Annotated in this window: 18 protein-coding genes; 5 read left to right on the top strand and 13 right to left on the bottom strand. The window is 60.4% G+C overall.

Going from position 1 to position 22333, the window contains the following annotated elements; translation table 11 throughout:
* Nucleotides 1-7 precede the first annotated feature (7 nt).
* On the top strand, nt 8-955 hold the full coding sequence (locus tag BUB23_RS25255; protein ID WP_073109903.1) for a tripartite tricarboxylate transporter substrate binding protein: 948 nt from the start codon (nt 8-10) through the stop codon (nt 953-955).
* Nucleotides 956-997: 42 nt separating this feature from the next.
* Here the strand turns inward: BUB23_RS25255 and BUB23_RS25250 are convergent, their stop codons facing one another.
* The 4 genes from BUB23_RS25250 to BUB23_RS25235 all read right to left on the bottom strand — a co-directional run bounded on the left by BUB23_RS25250 (nt 998) and on the right by BUB23_RS25235 (nt 4955).
* Nucleotides 998-2107: an NAD(P)/FAD-dependent oxidoreductase gene (locus BUB23_RS25250; protein ID WP_073109900.1), complete on the bottom strand. Its 1110-nt coding sequence runs from the start codon at nt 2105-2107 to the stop codon at nt 998-1000.
* A gap of 33 nt (nt 2108-2140) precedes the next feature.
* The gene (locus BUB23_RS25245) at nt 2141-3049 is read right to left on the bottom strand and encodes an SMP-30/gluconolactonase/LRE family protein (RefSeq protein WP_073109898.1); all 909 of its coding nucleotides are present in this window, start codon (nt 3047-3049) and stop codon (nt 2141-2143) included.
* Between the two features lie 73 nt (nt 3050-3122).
* The gene (locus BUB23_RS25240; RefSeq protein ID WP_073109896.1) at nt 3123-4109 is read right to left on the bottom strand and encodes a tripartite tricarboxylate transporter substrate binding protein; all 987 of its coding nucleotides are present in this window, start codon (nt 4107-4109) and stop codon (nt 3123-3125) included.
* 57 nt (nt 4110-4166) lie between these two features.
* Nucleotides 4167-4955 (bottom strand): enoyl-CoA hydratase/isomerase family protein, encoded by a 789-nt coding sequence (locus tag BUB23_RS25235; protein ID WP_073109893.1) that lies wholly within the window; start codon nt 4953-4955, stop codon nt 4167-4169.
* Between the two features lie 65 nt (nt 4956-5020).
* Between BUB23_RS25235 and BUB23_RS25230 the strand changes: the two genes are divergently transcribed.
* Complete coding sequence (locus tag BUB23_RS25230; RefSeq protein WP_073109891.1) at nt 5021-5728, top strand: GntR family transcriptional regulator; 708 nt, start codon at nt 5021-5023, stop codon at nt 5726-5728.
* An 8-nt stretch (nt 5729-5736) separates the two neighbouring features.
* A complete protein-coding gene (locus BUB23_RS25225) occupies nt 5737-6921 on the top strand; it encodes a CaiB/BaiF CoA transferase family protein (protein ID WP_073109889.1) in 1185 nt (394 codons plus the stop codon).
* A gap of 21 nt (nt 6922-6942) precedes the next feature.
* On the opposite strand, the gene BUB23_RS25220 is transcribed toward BUB23_RS25225, so the two are convergent.
* From BUB23_RS25220 to BUB23_RS25195, 6 genes are all read right to left on the bottom strand, one after another.
* Complete coding sequence (locus BUB23_RS25220) at nt 6943-7914, bottom strand: Bug family tripartite tricarboxylate transporter substrate binding protein (protein WP_073109940.1); 972 nt, start codon at nt 7912-7914, stop codon at nt 6943-6945.
* A gap of 159 nt (nt 7915-8073) precedes the next feature.
* Nucleotides 8074-8925, bottom strand: coding sequence for a fumarylacetoacetate hydrolase family protein (locus BUB23_RS25215; protein WP_073109886.1), 852 nt, complete (start codon nt 8923-8925; stop codon nt 8074-8076).
* A 15-nt stretch (nt 8926-8940) separates the two neighbouring features.
* Nucleotides 8941-9930: a C-terminal binding protein gene (locus BUB23_RS25210; protein ID WP_073109884.1), complete on the bottom strand. Its 990-nt coding sequence runs from the start codon at nt 9928-9930 to the stop codon at nt 8941-8943.
* A 14-nt stretch (nt 9931-9944) separates the two neighbouring features.
* Nucleotides 9945-10760 (bottom strand): enoyl-CoA hydratase, encoded by an 816-nt coding sequence (locus BUB23_RS25205; protein WP_073109882.1) that lies wholly within the window; start codon nt 10758-10760, stop codon nt 9945-9947.
* A 20-nt stretch (nt 10761-10780) separates the two neighbouring features.
* Nucleotides 10781-11992 (bottom strand): CaiB/BaiF CoA transferase family protein, encoded by a 1212-nt coding sequence (locus BUB23_RS25200; protein ID WP_073109937.1) that lies wholly within the window; start codon nt 11990-11992, stop codon nt 10781-10783.
* A gap of 62 nt (nt 11993-12054) precedes the next feature.
* Complete coding sequence (locus tag BUB23_RS25195; protein ID WP_073109879.1) at nt 12055-13053, bottom strand: Bug family tripartite tricarboxylate transporter substrate binding protein; 999 nt, start codon at nt 13051-13053, stop codon at nt 12055-12057.
* A 295-nt stretch (nt 13054-13348) separates the two neighbouring features.
* Here BUB23_RS25195 and BUB23_RS25190 point away from each other — a divergent pair, with 295 nt between their 5' ends.
* A complete protein-coding gene (locus tag BUB23_RS25190; RefSeq protein WP_073109877.1) occupies nt 13349-14305 on the top strand; it encodes a LysR substrate-binding domain-containing protein in 957 nt (318 codons plus the stop codon).
* Between the two features lie 190 nt (nt 14306-14495).
* Here the strand turns inward: BUB23_RS25190 and BUB23_RS25185 are convergent, their stop codons facing one another.
* Together BUB23_RS25185 and BUB23_RS26530 are read right to left on the bottom strand one after the other, a co-directional pair.
* On the bottom strand, nt 14496-18620 hold the full coding sequence (locus tag BUB23_RS25185) for an autotransporter outer membrane beta-barrel domain-containing protein (RefSeq protein WP_178372399.1): 4125 nt from the start codon (nt 18618-18620) through the stop codon (nt 14496-14498).
* Nucleotides 18621-18888: 268 nt separating this feature from the next.
* Nucleotides 18889-20157, bottom strand: coding sequence for an EAL domain-containing protein (locus tag BUB23_RS26530; protein WP_143161134.1), 1269 nt, complete (start codon nt 20155-20157; stop codon nt 18889-18891).
* Between the two features lie 507 nt (nt 20158-20664).
* On the opposite strand from BUB23_RS26530, the gene BUB23_RS25175 reads away from it, so the two are divergent.
* Nucleotides 20665-21237 carry a recombinase family protein gene (locus BUB23_RS25175; protein ID WP_073109871.1) on the top strand — a complete coding sequence of 191 codons (573 nt, stop codon included), beginning with the start codon at nt 20665-20667 and terminating at the stop codon, nt 21235-21237.
* Here the strand turns inward: BUB23_RS25175 and BUB23_RS25170 are convergent.
* Nucleotides 21174-22265 (bottom strand): helix-turn-helix transcriptional regulator, encoded by a 1092-nt coding sequence (locus BUB23_RS25170; RefSeq protein ID WP_245801386.1) that lies wholly within the window; start codon nt 22263-22265, stop codon nt 21174-21176. The genes BUB23_RS25175 and BUB23_RS25170 overlap by 64 nt on opposite strands.
* Nucleotides 22266-22333 lie beyond the last annotated feature (68 nt).

Below are 22333 nucleotides of genomic sequence, written 5' to 3'. Positions count from 1 at the left end.
GACAAAAATGAAATCATATCGCGCATTAATCACCGTACTGTTATTGGCGGCGGCGCAGCTCGCCCTGGCCAAGGACGTGGTCAAGCTCATCGTGCCCACGGCGCCGGGCGGCGGAACCGATGTGCTGTTCCGGGCCATCGCCAGGCAGGTCGAGCCTTTTCTGGATGCGACAGTGGTGATACTCAACGAGAGCGGCGCCGGCGGCACGATAGGCGTCAGCGGGCTCACGCGGGCGGCCCCCGACGGGAAGACCATAGCTGGGGTCTGGATGGGGCCCATCACGGTGGCGCCGCATACCATCAAGACGACATACGGGCTGGATGACTATATTCCCGTGATACAGCTCGACAGCGCCCCCTACGTCCTGTGCGTGCGCAACGACTTTCCCGCCAAGGACGGCAAGGCCTTCATCGAGGAATTGCGCAAGCATCCGGATAAATACACTTATGGCACGGACGGCGTGGCCGGCCCTGGCCAGTTGTCCGTCGAGCGGGTGTTCAAGGCGCTGGGCATCTCGGCCCGCGACATCCCCTACAAGGGCGCCGGCGAGACCATGCCCGCCTTGCTCGGACGCGTGATCGACATTTATTCCGGTTCGGTTCCGCTGGGCGTCAATCTGGAAAAGAACGGCCAGGGCAAGTGCCTGCTGGCGACTTCCGCCAAGCGGATATCGGCCTTGCCCAATGCCCTCGGCCTGGAGGAGCTGGGCATTGCGGATCACGAAACGCTGCTCTGGCACGGCATCATCGTCCCCAAGGGCACACCCGCGCGCGAGGTGGAGAAGATACAGACCGCTTTTGAGAAGGCCGCCAATTCGCCCGACATGATCAGCTTCTTCGAAACCGCCGGCGTGGAAAAATCCATCATCGTCGGCGACGCGCTTAAAAAGCGCATCAGGCAGGAGTACGACGCGCTCGGAGAGCTGATAGTGTCGTTGGGACTGAAGCAGAAATAGCGGTTCGGCGCGCCCGCCTTCCCTTGCGCGGCATAGACCGGTTTACTGGAAAAGCATGTTTTCCGCATGCCGGGCAATGGCAAGGCTGGCCGTCAAGCCCGGCGACTCGATTCCGAAAAGATTCAGCAAACCGGGCACGCCATGTTCGCGCGGGCCATCGATGACGAAGTCGGCCGGCGCCTGCCCGGGCGCGGAAATTTTGGGCCGTATGCCTGTGTAGCCGGGCACCAAGGCATCATCGGGCAGGCCCGGCCAGTATGTGCGTATGGCGGCGTAGAAGCCCTGGGCCCGGGCGGGGTCGACCTTGTAGTCTTCTTCCGGAACCCACTCGGTATCAGGGCCGAATTTGGCCTGGCCGCCCAAATCCAGCGAAAGGTGGATGCCCAGGCCGTCCTCGACTGGAACCGGGTAGATCAAACGCGAAAAAGGGGCGCGCCCTTTAAGGCCGAAATAGGTGCCTTTGCAGAAATAGCGCTGCGGAATCGCGGCCGGGGCAATGCCAAGTATGTTTTGCGCGACCTGCGGGGCGTGGATGCCCGCGGCATTGACGAGCGTGTTGCATGAAAGGCTTGCCGCCTCGTCGCCGCCAAAATCAAGGACAAAGCCTCCGCCCGCGCGCCGCTGGCCGGACAGGAAGGAAGTATGGAATACGCATTGGGCGCCGGCGTGTTCGGCCTCGCCCTGAAGCGAGAGCATCAACGCATGGCTGTCGACAATGCCGGTCGAGGGCGACAACAGCGCCGCCACGCAGTCCAGCGCGGGCTCCAAAGCCAGGATATCGTTGCGCGTCAGGCGCTCGAGGTCGGTCACGCCATTGCCATGCGCCCGCGCGGCCATGCCATCGAGCTGCGCCATCTGCCGCGGCGCCGTCGCCACAATGAGCTTGCCCAATCTACGATGGGGTATGCCGCGCTCCACGCAATATTGATAGAGCATCCGCTTGCCTTCGACGCAAAGCCGCGCCTTGAGGCTACCGGCTGGATAATAAATACCGGCATGGATGACTTCCGAATTGCGGGAACTGGTGCCCGTGCCTATTCCCTCGGCGGCCTCGACCACCAGGACTTCTCGCCCATTCAGCGACAGGGCGCGGGCGATGGCCAGGCCGACCACGCCGGCACCGATAACTATGCAATCTATATCAGCAGTCATGTTCTTGCGACTGGCTAGCAGTCCGTTGGCGAATCAATTGCCGGGCCATGGCGCGGCCAGCACCGTTCCAGACTGGGCTTCTGTAATGTAGAGCAGCCTGGGCGATCCGCCGCCGCGGGCAGGCCCAAGGGCGATATTGGTGGTGTTGGCGCCTGTCGCGCTCGCCAATGCATGCGTAAGCTCGCCGCGCGGCGAGAACACGAATATGTGGCCCAGCCCCACATGCGCCACCATAAGGTTGTCCGATTCGTCCAGACACAGCCCGTCCGGACCGCCCGGGCCGAACGTATTGCAGAAAACACCCACCTTTGCAACCGACCCATCCGGCATCAGCGGCACCCGCCATACCGAATTGGCGCGGGTCGCCGCGACAAACAAGGTTTTCTCGTCCTGCGACAAGGCAATGCCATTCGGGCTGGGCATGTTTGACAATAAACAGTCAAGGCGGCCATCTCCGGCCAGGCGGAAGACTCTGCCCGTCGGGTCGTGCATGCCTGTCTGCCCCTGGTCCGTGAAATAGACGGTTCCGTCCCGGGCGATGCACAAATCGTTGAGCCCCTTGAAGCTCTCTGAATGCCGGCGCGCCAATACCGGAATGATTTCGGGCTTGCCGGGATCGAGGCTAAGCAGCCCCTTGCGATAATCGCAGATCAGCAGCGTTCCGTCTTCCTTCATCGCCAAACCGTTGGGCCAGCCGTCATATTCGACGAGCAGCGACCATTCCCCGTGCCGATCGATACGGAAAATTCGCCCGAAGGGAATATCGGCGACAAACAGGTTTCCGGCCGCATCGCAGACCGGGCCTTCAAGAAAGGAATCAGCAGCCTTGCCGCCCTGATTGGCGTCGGACCATTCATTCGTCTGATTTTTCCTGTAGCGGTCCGGCAGGGTTGCGAATACCGTTGTGCCGAGCTGCCTGGGAGGGGCCAAGTGTAGAGTCATATTCCGCCACCATGCTTGTCGCGCCCATCCTTGCGGACTGCCAGGCAATCCGCAAGGCTCATGCGCGTATGTATTATTGCGCCTCGATATTGTTTTCTTCGATGACTTTGGTCCAATGCTCCATCTCGCCATATATGAAAGCCTTGCTGTCGGATGGCGAACCGCCTATCGGCTCTCCGCCCATGCTTATGAGCTGCTTCTGCACTTCGGCATCGCCAATGGCGTCATGCGCCGCGGAGCTGAGCTTTTCAATGATCTCGGCCGACGTGCCCTTGGGGGCGAACAGCGCATTCCATTCATATACTTCGAAGCCTGGAACACCGGCCTCGGCCATGGTGGGTCCTTCGGGCAGAGCCTCCGAACGCTCGGACCCCGTGGTCGCCAGCGCGACGGCCTTTCCACTCTTGACGAACGGCAGGCTCGATGCGCCGTTGGCAAACATGATCTTGACCTGGCCTCCGGCCAGATCCGTCATGGCGGGGCTTCCACCCTTATAAGGAACATGCAGCATGTCCAGCTTGAACTGGCTGGCAAACAAGGCCGCGGCCAAGTGCTGCACCGACCCTATCCCCGAAGATGCATAAGTGATCTGGCCAGGCTGCTCTTTCGCCATTTTCACCAGATCCTGCACGCTGCCGGCCCCGAATTTCGGCGTTTTCACCAGAAGGTTGGGAAACTTCACCAATAAAGATATCGGCACGAAATCATTCTTGCTATCGTAGGGAAGCTTTTTGTATAGCCCGGGATTGATCGCGAATCCCGTGGCATCCAGCAGGATGGTATAGCCGTCCGGCGCGCTATGAGCCACGGCGCTGGCGCCGATCTGGCCGTTCGCCCCAGGGCGGTTCTCCACGACAATCTGTTGCCCGAGCGATTGCGCCATCTTTGCCGAAACCAGCCGGGCGACGATGTCCGCGCCGCCGCCCGCCGGATATGTGACGATGAGCCGGACAGGTTTATTGGGCCAATCATTGCTTGCGGCGAAGCCGGCTTTCGAGCCGGTGATGCCCAGCGCCAGCATCGCGAGCAGAAGCAATATGCGTTTGGAAGGACGTGCCATGGTTGTAGTCTCCACTTCTTGTAATTACAGGGTTATAGAAAAAAATAATGAAATCCCTCAGCGGCCGGTGAATGAGGCCGGCCGTTTCTCGCTCCAGGCGCTGAGCCCTTCCTTGAGATCTTGCGAGCGCAGCGCCTGCGCCTCCCGCAGCTTGAATTCCCATCGGTCGAATTCGTTTCTTGCCATATCGTTGATGGCCCGCTTCGCGCCTTGCACGGCAAGAGGCGCCTGCGCGATCAGTCTTGCGGCGATCGCCATGACCCGCGCGTCCAGCGCTTCGGCCGCGACTATTTCGCTCAGGAAACCGACGTCCAGCATCTTCTGCGCATCGATTTTCTCCCCCAATAGAAATAGCTCTTTGGCCGTTTGCATTCCCAGGCGGCTGGTAAAACGCTGTATCCCCGACGGGTAGTAGAGCAGCCCCAATGCGGCGGCCGGCATGAACATCTCGGTCGCCGGCGTCCCGATGCGGAAATCGCAGGCCAGCGCCAAGTCCGTGGACCCGCCGTATACGCCGCCGTGCAAGCGCGCAATGGTGGGTTGAGGCAGGCGCTCGAACGCTTCGATGACCGCCTCGAAAGGGTTTTCTAGGGTATCGGCCGCTGATTGGCCCGCGATGTCGACGATTCGTCTTATGTCGTAGCCCGCGCTAAAGTAGCGTCCGGAAGACTCGATAATAATGGCGCGGACTTCTGGCCGGGCGCTCAACTGCCCGCAGTAATCCAGCAACAGGTCCAGATCTTGAGGCTCGAGGCGATTGGCCTGGGCTGGGCGCCGCAAGCGGATCCGGGCGATGTGTTCGTCAATATGGAGGCTGGGGGCATCAGAAGTAGGCTGGAGTTTCATTATTATTTAACTTGATTGTGTAATTATTAAACAGCAGTATATAATTATGACTGAGGATATGCAACATGAAAATACAAAATAACCTGGCGTCCACGGTTAGGGAAAAAATCGAGGACGAAATGGCCGCGGGGCGCTATGCGCCCGGCGAACTGCTGGACGAGAAAGTTCTGGCGGAGCGCTACGGCGTGTCCCGCACCCCCGTGCGCGAGGCAATCCAGCAATTGTGCGCACAGGGCCTGGTCTATCACGTTCCGCGCGAAGGCGCGTTTGTCGCCAAGCTGACGAGCAAAGAGCTGTTGGCGCTGCTGGAGCTGCTCGCCTATCAGGAAGGCCTGTGCGCCATGCTTGCGGCCCGCCGGATAACGGCCGACAGGCTGGAAGCCATGCAAGGCATGGTCGAGCGCTGCGAAGTCGCCGCAAAACAAGGAAATTACCAGTTATACGCAGAAGAGAATGTCGCCTTCCACGAGCTTCTGTATGCAAGCTGCCGTAATGAATATTTGATCAGGCAGGTAACGGCGCTGCGCAGGCGCTCGCAGCTGTATCGACGCAATAATTTTCACCAGGTCGGGCGGATGCTTGAATCCGCCGCCGATCACCGTTCCATCCTGACCGCCATCGAGAAGCAGGATGAGTGGGGCGCGTTTCGCGCTGCCGTCGATCACATCGCCGTAGCCGGCCGTTCATTCGCCGAATTTCTCATGACACTGCAAGACGAGTTCGTATCGGATCGCGAGCATGTGCCACCTTTTTTTCCTCCCGACCATCACTGAGGCAACTTATGACACTTTCCCATTCAGGCAAACCCGGCCCCTTGAGCGACCTGATCGTCATCGATCTGACCCGTTATTTATCCGGGCCTTATTGCTCGCTGCTGCTTGCCGACCTTGGGGCGCGTGTCATAAAAATAGAAAGCCCCGCCACCGGCGACGATTCGCGCTATGTTCCGCCCATCTTCGACGGCCAATCCGCATACTTCATGTCCATCAACCGCGGCAAGGAGTCGATTGCGCTGGACTTGAAGAACGAGGAGGACAGGCGGGTCCTGGACTCCCTGCTGAATGAAGCGGACATCCTCGTGGAAAATTTCCGGCCGGGCGTCATGGATAAACTGGGATATTCCGCGGAGTCCATCGCGCAGCGCTATCCCTCCCTCGTCTACGGGTCGATTTCCGGATTCGGACAGACAGGTCCATGGCGCGACTTGCCGGCCTATGACTTAGTGGTACAGGCGTTGAGCGGGATGATGAGCATCAATGGCCAGCCGGATGGTCCGCCGACGCGGGTGGGAACTTCCATCGGCGACCTGGGCGCCGGCATATACGCGGCCCTTGCCATTGTTTCCGCCATCCATGAGCGCGCGCGCACAGGCCGCGGCGGCCGCGTCGACGTCGCCATGCTGGACTGCCAGGTAGCCTTGCTCGAAAGCCACTATATGCGATACCACGCAAGCGGCGAAGTGCCGGGCCGGATAGGCTCCCGTCACCCGCTCATCACCCCTTTCGACACTTTCGAGTGCAACGACGGCTATCTGGTGATCTGCACCGTTGGCGATGCCATGTACCAGGCGCTGGTAAAGGCGGTGGGGCGGCCGGAGCTCGCCAGCGACGAACGCTACCTGACGCCGCAGGACCGCCTGCGCAACGGGGAGGTGTTCAAAGCCGAGTTCGAGGCGCATTTGAAAACGGCGAATCGGGAGCATTGGCTAAAAGTGATAGGCCAAGCCGGCATCCCCTGCAGCCCCATCAATTCCATCACCGATATGTCCGATAGCCCTCAACTGGAAGCGCGCGGGGTGTTCGTCAATGTCGAGTCGGCCAATGGGTTCTCGTACAAGGCGGTGCGCTCGCCGATGAAGCCCGCCATGGCGACTTCAGGCGCAATCAACGAGACCGAGCGCGCGCCCACGCTGGATCAGGATGGCGAACGCATCCGTGGCGAGCTCTTGAAAATGGCGGCAAGCTGACAGGATCACATCGTCGAGCGCTCAGTCCACCGACGCGCCCGATTGCTGCACGGCCTTGCCCCATTTTTCGATTTCCGTATCGATGAACGCTTTGCCTTGGGGCAGCGTCAGCGGCATGCCTTGCGCGCCGCGGCTTTGGAACGCCTCCCGGATGGCGGGCGACTCCAGGATGCCGACGACTTGCCTGTTCAGGAACTCGACCACTTCAGGCGGCGTGCCAGCGGGCGCCAGCAAGACCGCCCAGCCTATGGCTTCGAACCCCGGGTAGCCGGACTCGGCCACAGTGGGCACGTCGGGCAATTGGTCGACACGCTTGCTGGTGGTGACCGCCAGCGCAATGGCGTTCTTGCTCTTGATATGCGGCAGGCCCGCGGTGACCGAATCCACCATCAAGGGCACGTGATTCCCTAAAAAGTCGGCCTGGGCCGGGCCGCTGCCTTTATAGGGGATATGCCGAAGCGATATCCCGGCGGCGCTCTTGAGCATCTCGGCCGAAAGATGCTGCGTTCCGCCTATGCCCGCGCTGGCGTAGGCCAGTTTGTCGGGATCGGCCTTGGCCTGTTCCACCAATTGCTTCAGCGTGGCAATGCCGGACTGCGGGTTGGCGAGGAAGACCAGCGGCACGGAGAAAATGCCGCTGACCGGGATAAAGTCCCCGGCAAGCGAATAGCCCGCGTTCTTGTACAAGGTCTGGTTCACCGCGGCGGCGCTGCCGCCCACCACCAGCGTATAGCCGTCGGGCTTGGCGCGCGCCACGTACTGCATGCCGATATTGCTGCCGGCGCCCGCCTTGTTCTCGACCACGACCGGCTGCTTGACCGCCTCGGCGAGTTTCTGCGCCACTTCCCGGGCGAAGATATCGGTCGCCTGCCCGGGCGGAAAAGGCACCACGAGGGTAATGGGCCGGTCCGGATAGGCGGCGCAGGCCAGCCCGCTGGCGCTCAGCAACAGCGCAGCAAGCAGGGACTTCTTAAATGGGCATGGGAAGGACATGTAGGCAACCTCGTTGGGCAGTAGGATGGGGCCGGGCGCTGTAAGACATATGTTTTGAACCATATGTTTTGAACGATACTATAGCAAGCCAGGCCCATGGCCGTTTCCCTGCCCACCGCCATTTCTGCCCTTTACATCCCGCAGTCCCAGAACCGCAAGTCAGAAATCGTTCTCACACCCGACAATCAGCTGCCTCTGCCGCCCCAGCCCGTCTATGCCCAGAGTTACGATATTTCCGGGTTTGAGCCATTGCGGAGGGTTCATGCCCATCCCCACGCCGGGTGGCGTGCCGGTAGAAATCAGATCGCCCGGCAGCAGAGTCATGTACTGGCTGCAATAGGATACGAGGCTGGGCACATCGAAAATCATGGTCCGGGTGTTCCCTGTTTGGCGGCGTATGCCATCGACATCCAACCACATATCCAGGTTACCGGGATCCGCTATTTCATCGGCGGTTACCAGCCAGGGGCCGACGGGACCGAAGGTATCGCAACCTTTGCCCTTGTCCCACTGACTGCATTGCAACTGAAACGCGCGTTCGGATATATCGTTTACTACGCAATATCCCGCGACATAGTCGAGCGCCTGCTCTTTGCTCACATAACGCGCCGTCCTTCCTATCACGATGCCAAGCTCGACCTCCCAATCCAGTTGAGAAGAATGCGGCGGCTGTATCGTGTCATCGTTGGGACCACACAGAGCCGAGGGAGCCTTCAGAAAGATAATAGGCTCCGCCGGTATAGCCATCTTCGCCTCTTTGGCGTGATCCGAATAGTTCAATCCGATGCAAATGAACTTGGACATGCCCTCCCACGGCACGCCAAGACGTGGATTGCCAGGGACGATGGGAAATCCGTCGACTGGCATGGACGCCAGATTTTCGAGACTGTCTCTGGCCAGATCCCGTGGCGTCAGATTGCGCATGACAGATGAAACATCCCGGAGCACTCCTTGCGGGTCCACAATGCCGACTTTTTCGGCTCCCTGTTCGCCATAACGGCACAGCTTCATATAGATTCTCCTGTGTCAAAGACCTGCGCGATTACGGCCCCGAACTGCCGTATTCACCACATTGATGGGCCATGCGCCCGAAAGCGCACGCCGGACCTCGGAAGGCGCGCCAGCTTGCAGGCCCGCCATGGCTTCCTGGCTATACCATGCCGCATGCGGCGTGATTACGACGTTATCGCGGTTGCGCAGCGGATGGGACGGCGGCAATGGTTCGAGATCGACGGTATCGAGGGCGCATCCGGATATCAAGCCCGCATCCAGCGCCCTGACAAGGGCCCCGGTATCGACAATAGGACCTCTTGCCACATTCACAAGCAAAGCGCTTGGCTTCATGCGGGCAAACGCAGCATCCGCGACAAACCCCCGTGTCTGCGCCGTAAGGGGAAGGTGAAGGGAAACGATATCCGAACGGCCAAGCAACTCGTCCCACCCGGTCTTCTCGCCTGGCACGCCATGCACCGCGCCGTCGACATTGGGATCAAAAAATAGAATTTTCAGGCCGAAAGGAGCTGCGCGCAGAGCGACCTCGCGCGCTATTCTTCCGAATCCCACGAGGCCCAGTGTCATCCCTTTCAGGCGGGAGATAGGCTTGCCATTGAGAACGCTCCATTGCCCAGCCCTGACATCCCGATCATATAGCGCGACTTTCCGCGAGGCTGCAAGTATCAGCGCAAGCGTATGCTCGGCGACTTCTTCGATACAGTACGTTGGGTTATTGGTCACGATGATGCCGGCGTCCGTCGCCGCTTCGAGGTCGATTGTGTCGACGCCTATGCCATAGCGAGCAATAATGCGGCACTTCGGCATGCGAGCCAGGACCTCTGCAGTAATTGGTCCGGCATAGGTATTTAGCAAAGCATCGCAGTCCGCGGCCTCGGCCAAAAACTCATCGGGATCCAAGGTGTTCAGCGCAACAAGGTCCGCCAGCCCGCCCAGTATGCTTTTTTCAACATCGAGCTGGGCCCAAACATAATCCGTTAAAACGACTTTGAAACTATCACTCATTATTCAGCTCCATACTATTCACCACGCCACATCGGAGCACGCTTGCCCAGAAATGAAGTCAAACCTTCGCGAAAATCCGCGGAAGAATATGCGCGGGCGACAAGATCCCGCGCCTCGGGCTTTCCGCCGCCTCGCAATCGTAGAAGCTCGAGCTTGCTCACCTCGAGCGTGATCGGCGCAAGCGATGCTATCCTGGAGGCCAGTGATTCCGCATGAGCAAGCAATTGCTCCCAATCCGGCAACACTTCGCTCACCAATCCCCAGTCCCGCGCTTCGGCCGCGCTGATCAAACGCGCAGTGAACAGCAACTCTTTCAGGCGCGCCGCTCCCATCAAGCCGGAAAAGCGCTCGACATTCTCGATGGACAGGCAGTTGCCCAATGTCTTAGCCATTGGCAAGCCAAGGCGCAGATTCTGCTGCGCGATGCGAATATCGCAACATGCGGCGATCGCAAACCCGCCCCCCGCGCATACGCCGGACAGCGCTGCTATGGTGGGAACGCGGCAAGACTCCAACTGTGTCAATGTCTGATCTATGACGCGCTCGTAGGCAAGCGCATCTTCGGCTTCCGTGAAATCGCGGAACTCGTTTATGTCCGTGCCGCTGGCAAAGGCCCGCTCCGTGGACGACACCAGCAACAGCGCGCGTATCGAGGGCTGCGCGTCAACCAGGCCGCAAATGGATGCAAAGTCCCGATACATTTGGATGGTGAACGAGTTGTACGCATCGGGCCGGTTAAGCGTCAGGGTGGCAAGGGAACCCTTGACATCCAGCCTGAGCCTGCCGGCCGCTACGCTTTCAAGCTCAAGCGCGACTGACAAATTCTGCATATGCCTCTCCTCGATTGCCTTCATGGCTCAAAGGCGTGCCTGCCCGCCAGATCCGCAATCTCATCGTCCGTCAGGCCAAGCTCTGACAGAATCTCTTTCGAGTGCTCCCCCAGCAGCGGAGGCGCCAGACGCACTCGCTGCGGCGTCAGCCCCAGCTTCACCGGAAAGCCAAGCAGCTTCAACGACCCTTCAGCGGGATGCTGCACGGTCAATGTCATTTCCCGCGCAGCGGCATGATCGCTGCTTAAGGCCTCGGCATAGGTATTGATCGGGCTCGCCGGGATGCCAACGGACAACAACTGCTCCACCCAGTGCGCCACCGGCCTGGTTTCGAAGGTTTGCTCGAGTTCCTCGATCAAGGGCCTGCGGTTCTTCAGCCGGTCCGAGTTATCGCGGAAGCGGGGATCCTCGGCCAAGTCGGCACGACCCACGACGCCGCACAGCAAGCTCCATAGCTTCTGATTAGCCGCGGCGACGACGAAATAGCCGTCCTTGGCGTGGACCACCTGGTAGGGCGCACTCATCCGGTTGGCGGACCCTATGGGTTCAGGCACGGTGCCGGTGCTCCAGTACTCGGCCACTTCCCAAATCGACAAGCCAAGCGCGGCCTCAAAAAGAGAAGCATCTATGGACTGGCCGCGTCCGGACTTCTCTCGCCCCAACAATGCCGAAAGTATGCCGTAAATCGCCATCAATCCCGCGCCAAGGTCAGCGATGGATACGCTGTTGCGCACGGGCGGCTGATCGGGATGGCCGGATACGCTCATCACGCCGCTCATGGCCTGGGCGATCATGTCGAAGCCTGGACGCTGCGCCCACGGGCCTGTTTGACCGAACCCCGAAATGCTGGCGTAGACCAGTCGTGGATTTATCGCCGAAACAGTTTCGTAATCGAAACCAAGCCGCTGGGAAACACCCGGCCGGCTATTCTCCACCAGCACATCGGCGCTTTCGACCAGCTTGTAGAACAACTCCCGCCCCGCTTCGCTTTTCAGGTTGAGCGCAATACTGCGCTTGTTTCGGTTAAGCTGCAGAAAGCCATTGCTGTCGTCGCCTTTGAGTCGATAGCCCATGGCGCCTCTGGTTTGGTCTCCGGTGCCCGGCGGCTCAATCTTGATGACGTCCGCCCCCATGTCGCCCAATAGCATGCCGCAATACGGGCCAGCCATCACCTGGCTAAGGTCAAGCACCCGAAAGCCTTCAAGAGGCAGCGGTTTAGTTAGATCTTTCATTTCTACCTGTAAAAAAAGTGGGTCGATATCGCATCCGGACATTTACCCGCAAGGCTTTCCGATTAATCGCCTGCAGTTAAGTCGAGCGCTTTGATGAGCCGCCCTGCTTGTTCGGCTTCGTTCTGGACAAAAGCGCCAAACTTTTCCGGTGTTTCCAAGCCTTCGGTCAGACCCCCCTCCTTTTCGATACGAGCTTGTATCTCCGGGTTCTCCATGATGGCGGCAACGTTCTGACTAAGCAGGCCTATGATTTCCTTGGGTGTGCCCTTGGGTACGAAGAAGCCTATCCATACGTTCTGATCGTAGTCCGCGATGCCGCCCGCCTCCGCTACTGTGGGCAAATCTGGAAGGGAAGGCCAGCGCCGCCCCGAGGTGACAGCCAACGGGCGCAAGCGACCACTCTGAAAGTGCGGGGTAGCCGCCACCAGCGAGGAAATCACTACTGGAATCTGCCCACCGATGGCGTCGATAATTGAAGGCCCGCTGCCCCTATAGGGTATGTGGACGAGATCAACGCCCGCTTTTTGCGCCAATAATTCTCCAAAAATATGATGCGGCGACCCGTTGCCTGCGCTTCCGAAAGCTATCGTTCCAGGATGCGCCTTGGCCGCGTCCAGCAGGTCCTTCAGCGTGTGATATGGCGTGCCGGCTCCCACCGAGATCACCGATGGGCCGCGCATCAGCCCGATTACCGGCTCGAAGTCGTCCAGGCTGTAGCCTGCATTCTTGAAAAGCCATGGATTTATCGTATGACTATTCGCCGAGATCAACACCGTATAACCATCGGGCTTGGAGCGCGCCACGGCTTGCGTGGCGATATTTCCGCCCGCACCTGGCCGGCTTTCAACGATGACCGGCTGGCCCAGTTTCTGCGAAAGCGGCTCGCTGATGATGCGCGCCAATGAATCCACGCTGCCGCCAGGCGGCAGAATCGAAACTATCCGGATCGTCTGGTTGGGATAGTTATCCGGCTTCTTGTCCGCCATCGCCGAAGCGCTTATCGCCGCCAAGGAACATGCAAGCAAAACACATGCTGCGAAGCGTCTTTTTTTCTCTATCACTACTGTCTCCTTGTTTTGGTATCGGCAAAATCACCCGCAAGGGCACATGCCGTGAAGCCAGTATAGGTAGGCACTTTGGGGCTTACAAATAGTTTCTCAGTCTAGGGGTATAAGCAAAATAGATATGTTGGCTGCCCTGCCCGCCGCCTATCCGGCGGCACGCTGCTTGGTCAATGGAGGACCGTGCATTGGCTTACCGGGCCTCTGCGGGAGCGCGAGCCGGTGGTCGCCGCACTACAATGCGGGCATGTTTGAGACGCGACCGTCGGCAAACGGTTCGCCTTGGAGAATGCGCATGGAACTTCGTCAGCTTAAATATTTCATCAAGATAGTGGAGCTGGGCAGCATCTCGCGAGCCGCGGGCGCAGTCTTTGTGGCGCAATCGGCGCTCAGTCAGCAAATTGCGTCTCTGGAATCGGAATTGGGATGCAAACTGCTTTCACGCAATGCCCGCGGCGTTACGCCGACCTTGGCCGGCGCCACATTCCACAGACACGCGGTGGCTGTGATAAAGGGAATGGAGAATTTGCAGTCCGCGGTGCGCGTCGCCGCAAAAGAGCCTTCTGGACGCGTGACAATAGGACTGCCCGTTTCCATGTCGCGAATATTGACGGTTCCGTTGCTGTTGGCCGCGGCTGAAACGCTTCCGAACGTTGTCTTGACTATCGATGAGTCTCCAAGCAATTATCTGCCGGAATTGCTGCTCTCGGGGCGCTTGGATCTCGCTCTCGTTTATTCGGAAGATATCGTGCGCAGCATCAAGACGACCTATTTGCTTGAAGAAGACCTATTCCTCATAGAAAGCGCTTCGATGGATGGCAAGCCAAACCAAAATGAGACTGTGCCTCTGGACTTCCTTGATGGCATGCCGATAGCCCTGACATCGGAGCCCAACAGCATACGGAGACTGGTCGATGCCGCCTGCAACAGCGCCAACGTGTCATATAAGCTCGTGGCAGAGGTGTCGTCCCCGGTCACATTAATCGATATTGCCCGCAGCCGCCTGGCCGCCACCATAATGTCGTGGTCCGCATTGGGGCCCGCGCGCGATGATCCGAGCCTTTCCATCCGGCTGCTCGACTCACCAAGGCTCAGTCGCACCATAGCAATGGGGGAAAATGCCGACATGCCGGGAAATGAAGCCACTCTTGCAGTAAAACTGATTCTAATGAACGTATTGGACCGGCTTCTCGAAGAACGCGGCTGGTTTGGCGCCCGCAAGGCGAAAGGCCATCCCTCTCCTGACATCTAGCGCATTTCAACAATAGGCATTCATCCAGGTCACGGCTGAACGCTGAAAAAAGCATGGCCTTTGCGGTTTCCGGAAATAGCGTCTATCGAAGACGCCATTTCCGATTAAGCCAACATACGAGCCAGCATGCGTGAAGGCATCGCGGGCATACCGGCATGGCCATCGACCGACGCTCGTCGGCCACAAGCGCCTACCTGAAGCGCATCTTCAGATACAGGCTGGCGGCATTGTCGGTGCTGCCGTCGCCGAACTGGCCGCTGTAGGCCAGGCCCATCGCGGTGTTCTTGCCAACGGCCATTTCCGCGCCCAGCTCCGCCACGGCGGCATTCCTGGCTATCGGCGCGCCCGCCACCTTGAAGGCCGCGCCATTGCCCTGGATGAAGGACAAGCGGCGGCTGGGATCCACGTCGCCCGCCGCGTGGCGCCAGCCCAGTCCCGCGGACAGGCTGGCCGTGCCGGTGCCGACCTCCACGGTGGTGGCGCCGCGCAGGCCCAGGGTGAAGGTGGTGATGCTGTCGGTCTGGCTCTTGCCGGCCAGGGCCGCAGGGCCGCCGCTTTCACTAAACGCCTGGGCGCGCAGCTGGTTCCATGCCACGCCCAGGTAGGGCTCCACGGTGCTGGCCCGCCCCACGGGCACGGCGTAGCCCAACTCGGTAAACAACTGAGCGGTGTTGGCGTGGTAATCCGCTTTCAAGGCCTGGCTTGCGCCCAGCGCCACATTGCGCCGGCTGTCTATCTCGTGATGGGTATAGGCGCCGCCGGCCAGGAAGTTGACGCGGCCCGCGTCCGTGGCCCAGCTGTTGCCGCCATACAAGGCAGCCGTATAGCTGCGAACGTCGGACTTGGAATCGCGCCCGTCGACCTTGATATTGCCGTCGGTAAAGCCCAGGGCGCCGCCGGCGCGCCAGCCTTTGCCCAGCCCGGTGTCGCCGCCGATGAACAGGCCGGCCATGTCGCTCTTGACCTTGGCGGCATTGCCGTCGCCGTCCAGGGAGTTCCAGCCACCCACGACCTGCGCCCACAAGGGATAGGCCGCGGAACGAGGCATGGATCCCGCCGTCGCACCATAGGCTTGCGCCGTAGGTGCGCCGTCCAGCATGCCTGCGCCAAGGTTGCCGCGCATGCGGTTCGATAGAGTCCGCACAACGAGACCGCCAGCGTTCATCAGCGCTGACTGCGTGCTGGCGTGCACTTCACCCGACAGCTGATCCAGCGCATCTTTGACATCCGGAGCCATCAGGGCTGCCGTCGCAAGCGTGTTGCCACCGGCCGCCGACATCAAGCCGTCGAATGTTGCGCTCTGGTTGGCCGACCATTCAGTACGCGCCGCCGCGACTTTGTCGCCATCAACCGAAATCCCGACCCTGACGTCAGAAGGATTGTCGTACTTGACGTCAAGCTTGGCGAGCGAATCGAAATTACCGGCCAGGGTTGGATCCGAGAACTGGTTTATGACCTGGCCTGCCTTCGTTTCGAGAATCGTGTAGTCATGATTCAACAAATACCCGCCATTGCCGTTCTCTTGGGCCACGGTAAGCTTGACGCCACCGATATCGATATTTCCCGTGGTAACGACAATCTTGTCGGACTGGCCGGCAGCATTGATTTCCGCAATGTATTCGGAATCGGTCAACGCACCGACGCTTTCAAACGTCTGTGTACCCACCGAATTGCCCGGGCTGAATATCCCGCCGCTGGATGCGACTGTTCCCAGCACATTCAAATTTCCACCAAGAGTCGAATTTTGCACTGCCACCGCACCGCCGATCTGAATCGGAGTTCCGACGGTACCACCGCCCAATGACGAGCCGCTGGTCAACAACACATCGCCCTGAATATTGGTCGGCTGGGTGCGGCTGAAGGTGAACTTCGCCCCTTCGCCCGCGATCGCTGTGCCAGTGCCGCTGCCGATGGTGGTAGCACCCGAAAAGGCAAAATTCGAACCCTGTACACCAGTAACCGCGTTACCGATGGTTGCCGGGCCGTTGAATACAACGCTTGAATTCTGCTGCCCCGTCAGATTGTTGTCGATCGTGGCTGCGCCCTGGAAAACGGAGCTTGAACCGACGCCCGTCGACACGCTGTCCTGGATCACGACATCATTATCAAACGTGATGGCAGAGCCAGCCCCGCTGGCAACGCTTCCGCTGATGTTGGCGTCGGCATAATTCTTCGATGCGCCATCCTCGACCACGTCGTCCCCATCATTCAAGATGATGCCGGCCCAATGAGCGCCATTGTTGGACACATTCGTTTTACCAGTACCCGTGGCGCCTCTGTCGTCCACATTACCAGCCGTGAAAGCGTCGGCTTCCAAAGCCAGATTCACGTTACCACTCTGGCCATCGGCGTTGCGATCCACCAGCAGCAAGGTACCGTTATTGACAGCCAGCGTCGAGCCGTTGGTGATCGTGATGTTCTGCGTGGCGCCGCTGGTCCTCAGTTTGGAGACCAGCGATGCGCCTTTGGCTTCGACGGTCGTGTTATCCAACACAACGGTAGCACCGTCGGTCATGACTATGCCATCGCCTTGAGTCGAGACAAGCTTGGTGCCGTTCGTGGCGGTCAACGCGCTGCCGTAATTCACCATTGCAGCTGTGGCATTGTCCCCTGTGACGGTTATAGCCGTGTTGTCAAGGTTGATGGTGCCCGATGTCTTGAGTGAGCCTATGTCAGCACCCGCCAATGCGCCAACGCTGTCGATACCGGTGGTCGTGATCGTTGCGCCATGTATATTGATAACGCCATTGCCCACGCCTGCCGCACCGCCACTTGCCACCAACCCATTCGCCGTCTCGCCGGCCGTAGCGTTGGGACCGCCGCCAACCAAAATAATGCCGCCATTGATCGTGGCATTACCGCCGTTATACGCCCAGACTGCATCGCCCACGTCGCCGGTGGTGGAAATATCCACGTTGTGGGTGGTCACCTTGGATCCGGCGCCCGATGCGTAAACGCCGTAGGCCATGAAGCCGTGCGTTTCCACCGAGCCGCCATCCAGTTCGACGCTCCCGCCGTTCGTGGCATAAGCACCATACGCGCGCTGCCCCTGGGTGCTTATCGCTGTGCCATTTTTCGTGCTGATGCTTGAGTTGGCGCCGTCGGCGGTCAATGCATAGGCGCGTGAACCATCGCCGTCCTGAGCATCGCGGCCAGTTGGATTAGTTGTCGTGATCGAACCGCCATCCAGGCTGATGACGCCGCCGCCTTCGGCACGCGCACCAAATCCGTACAAGCCGTTGGTTGCGATGAATGCGCCGGCAGCGCCGATTGCGGAACCCGGACCCTTGGCGTACAGGCCGTATGACCGGTATCCGTCCGTCGTTACTGTGCCGCCGCTCAATGTGATCGAGCCACCATCGTGCGCGTAGGCACCATGGGAGGAATCGCCCTGGGTATACACGCTGGAGTTCGTGCTGGCAATGCTGCTGCCAAATGCCGATTCGATGCCTGCCGCATTGCTGCCCGCGGTCATGATGATTGCGCCCGATAGATTGGCGATTCCACTCGTGGGTTCGGCGATGTCGCCGGCCAGGATGCCGGATGCGCCCGCGCCGCTGGTGGTGATATGTGTGCCCTCGACAGTCACGGTGCCTGATCCGAGACTCCCTCCATAGACCCGCAGGCCCGCGGCGCCGACTCCGCCAGTCGTTATGGACCCGTTGGAGAGCCTGGCCGCGGCACCATTGAACGACTCGACGCCAAAGCTGCCGATTCCTTCCGTGGTGATATCCGTATCGGTGGCGGTAACGCTGGCGCCCTTGTTCGCCGCTTGAATGCCGACGGAATAATTGGCGCCATGGGTCGTGATCGAAACGTGATCCAATTCTATATGGGTGGCAATCTCGTCTGCCGTGGGCGTCCGATATGCCTGGATCGCATGCCCGAAATTGCCGTTGGTGGTGATCTGAACATTGTTCGCGCTGATGGAGCCGCCGTCGTTCGCCTGCATACCGACGGTACGCTTGCTGCCCGAGGCGGTGATACTTCCCCCGGTGATATTGACATGGCCGCCATCCGCAGCCCCCACCCCTGCGGTGAACGCATGGGCATAGTCGGCGCCGGGATTGGTCGATTGCGCGCTGATTACGATTGTCGAGTTAGTCAAAGAGGCCGTGGCGCCGGAACCCTTGGCTGTGATTGTGCGGCCGTTTCTTCCTGTCGGATCGTCCAGATTATTCGATAGGGTGGCATTATCCAAGGCCAGGCTGCCGCCCGAATTGACCAGCACCAAGTCGTAGGCGGCGCCGCTGATTTTCGTGCCATCGCCCGTAGCCACGCCGCCCGCGTTCACTGTCACCGTACTGTTAGTCATACTAGAGGCACCCAAGTCATATGGGATCTCGATCGTCAAATTGACTGCGGCGGTACCGGGCGCGTAGCCATATATGGCCAGCAGCGCTGCGGTGAGCACTGTTTTCCGGAGTATGCCGCCGCGTGTGGCCGTCTCGCCCATTGCGGATTTCGCCGCGGCCAGCGTGGCGACCTGGAAAGCCCGCCGATTCCGATATGTGTATTGTGTGCCCATGAGTGCGTCCTTGATCTGAAACTTCCGGCTGGAAAAGTTGATATGAAAAATGCGGTCAGCCCGATGTGCTTGGATGGCCGGGCCCGAATGCGTCCCGGACCAGCGCCGGCGCGCGCAGCCAGTCGGCCATCACAGAGGGCTTTCCAAGGAAGAGCCCTTGCGCGGCATTCGCGCCTGAGCTGATGACGGCCTTCAAGTCGTCCTCGGTCTCGACCCCCTCGACGACGACGCAGGGGCTGTAGTCCGCGCATAGCCTGACCAGCTTGCGCAACAGTTCGGGAGAACGCGGGCGGCCTCCCGGGCCGCTGAGGAAAGACTGGTCGATCTTGACCACATCCGGACGTGACTTGGCCACGAAATCCAGCGTGCTGTAGCCGGCGCCCATATCGTCGATCGCGATCTTGCAGCCGTACAGGTGCAAGGAATGAATCAGGTTCACGGCCTCGTCCACGTGTGGAACCGCGCTGGTCTCGGTGATTTCCAGGGTCAGGCGCCGCGCCAGGCCTGGATCGCGCCACAACTGGGCGAACAACAAGCGCCACCAGGAATCGTGCTGCATGGACAGCGCGGAAACATTGCACCCCAGGTGTATGGCCTTGTTCGACTTGAGGATCTGGATGGCCGCCCACAGCACGCTGCGATCCAGCCTGTCGACCATGCGCAAGCGCTCCAGAGCCCCGACATCGTCGGCGCAGGAAACCGCCTCGCCCCCGCCCGGCGCAGCCAGCCTTCTGAGCAGGCATTCGTAGTACAGCACTGGCTTTGCCCCATAGACGGACAGGACCGGCTGGAAGGCCAATGCGATCCGGCCAGCGCCCAGGGCATGAAGAAAATCGCCGGCCAGCGACATATCCGCCCGATACGCGCGGCGGCGGTTTTCCTGGTCCTGGGGATCCGGCGGCGCCACCGCGCCGGGCGCAACCGGCCTGGCCTTGACGAGTTTGTCGAAACTCGGCGCGTTCCTGTCCGCGAACGCGACCAGGACTTCCAGGTAGACGCTGTGCCGGCCCTGGACTACCGGCTCATACGACAGGCTTGCCTTGATATGCTCCGCGAGCAGGTCATCGTAGCCCCGGCCGGGCGGCTTGGCGTCCTGGAAGTCGACGCAGATATATTCGCCGGCAAGCGTGACGGAGCGCCTCTGCACGCCATGCCGGGACAAGCGCTCCTGCATCGCCTCGAAGGCGGCGCGATAAAAATCCTGCCCGTAGGCATCGGACAGTTCCCATAAATTGTTTATGTAAATCAGCACGCAATCATGGCGTGCCGCGCGCGGCGCAGCATACCGCCCCAGCATATGCCGGCTTGCGTTCAGCATGGCCATGCCGGTCCCTTGCACAAGGGACCGCAGCGGCACGGCCGGCACGGTCCGCAGGAGGCCTTGCCACTGTTGCCTGGCCTCATTGCTTCCGCATGGAAAAGGACAAAAGGCTCCCCTTCTGTCACGATGCGACCGTATCAGACAAATGCCCTAAACAAGGTGGCCTATATGACATTTTTTGTTGCGTTATCGTTGACGCCAGAAGGGGACGCTTTTGTCAACATTTTGCAACGCTTGGTCCCAGGCCATTCGTGCTGCAATAGCCCCCGCCAGAATCAATGCGAAGAGCCGCCCATACTGTCTCGGCCATCAATCTTTAGCAATGCTGCCCACGCGCTCTGCCGCAAGCAGCCGGAATGATGCGCCTAGCATGGGCCTGAAATACGCGCAGCGTCCGCTTCTACCCAAGAAGGCCGCGAGGACGGCCCCCCAACAGACAATCGTCCCCCGTCGCTGCTTGCGGCTTAACCGGCGCGGCAACAGTCGGAGGTAGATACATTAAAGAGCATCATGGATACCAAATACGGATACGCAAGAGTTTCAACCGAAGACCAGAACCTCGATTTGCAGGTCGCGGCGCTCAAGAAGGCGCAGTGCGCCTACATATACACGGACAAGGGCATATCCGGCGCAATAGCCTCCCGGCCCGGCCTGGATGCCCTGCTCAAAAGGCTGAAACCCGGCAACACGCTGGTCGTCTGGCGTCTGGACCGGCTCGGGCGATCACTGCGCTACCTGGTGGACGCCATCGACAAACTGGGAAAAAAGAATGTCCATTTCGTCTCATTGACGGAAAACATCGACACGACCACTTCGGGGGGCCTGCTGCTGTTCCACATGATGGCGGCTCTGGCTGAATTCGAGCGTTCATTGATCAGTGAGCGCACCAAGGCAGGCATGGCTGCGGCGCGGGCCAATGGCAAGCACATGGGCAGAAGGCGCTCCTTGACGCCCAGCCAATGCGCCGAAGCCATATTGTCGATCCAGCGCAATACGCCCATCCAGGACGTCGCGGCCCGCTACTCTGTGCACCCGAGGACCCTGCGCAGGCTCATGGCCGCCAGCCCGGGCCGCATGCCGTAGCGGCGCCGGAAGGCGGTGGCGAAATTGGCGGGGCTGGAGTAGCCCGCCAGCCACGCGGCATACGCCACGCTGACGCCATCCTGCTCGAGCGCCCGGCGGGCCCGCGCCAGGCGCGATTCACGCAGATAGGCGACCACGGTCGTTCCCCACACCGCGCTGAAGTGGCGTTGCAGCGTATTGGCGCTGACGCAGACGTGCCGCGCGATCTCGTCCAGGCTCAGCGCATCGGCCTGGCCGCTGTCCAGCAGATCACGCAGTTGCTCCATGCGCACCCGGTCGCGCTTGCGCAAGCCCGCAGCCGCGATTTCAGGCGCCACCCCTTCCAGGTTCGCGAGCGCCTCGACCGCCAGATCGAGCGCGCGCGACTCCTGGTACATGCGCCACAGGGAAGGCGTAAGGGCGGGCGGCCCCAGCATCTGTTCGACCAGGGCCACCGCCTGCGCCGAGATATGCCAGGGGCACACCGACAAATGGCGCCGCGCGAACGCCATGCAGGCCGCCGATTCGGCGCCCAGACGGCTCTCCAGCCAATCCGCGGCCATGGTGAGGCTGACGGTGCGCTCCACGTCGCCGCGGCGTGATTGCCGCAAGAAAGCGGCGGGTTCGGCCACAGACATCACCGCGCCGCGCAAGCGCCCGGCGGCCTGCGGCCCGAGCAGCAATCGGTGCCCGCCGATGCTGACCTCGACCCTGCCGCCCACCACCAGCGCAATCCGCAAGCCCGGCTTCACGACGCCTTGAATGGCCACTCCCTGCATGTCGCGCGCATCGACGCGATGCAGGATCAGCCCCTCGGCAAGCTCGACCGTTTCGACCAGGCCATCGAACAAGCCGTGGCCCGCCCCTGCCGGGTAGTACTGCGGCGCCGCGGGCTGCGCCTGCCCATATGCCGCCTGCGCAAGCGGCATGTCGGCGGCCTTGGAGGCGGATGAGGAAAAAAGCGGCGCGGCGTGGATCATGACGGGAATGAGGATAGCGCAAAGGTTTTCGGTGATCTGGAAGTGCCTGCCCCCAGAAATGGCTGACATAATTCTGAACGACAAATGCTATTAGAAATCATTCTCAACAAACCCGCAAACGCGCCAGGAACACATAC

The sequence above is a fragment of the Pollutimonas bauzanensis genome (assembly GCF_900129885.1).
Classification (GTDB): domain Bacteria; phylum Pseudomonadota; class Gammaproteobacteria; order Burkholderiales; family Burkholderiaceae_B; genus Pollutimonas; species Pollutimonas bauzanensis.
Note: the sequence above shows the minus strand (reverse complement) of the source record. Positions and strands in the feature narration are given on the sequence as shown.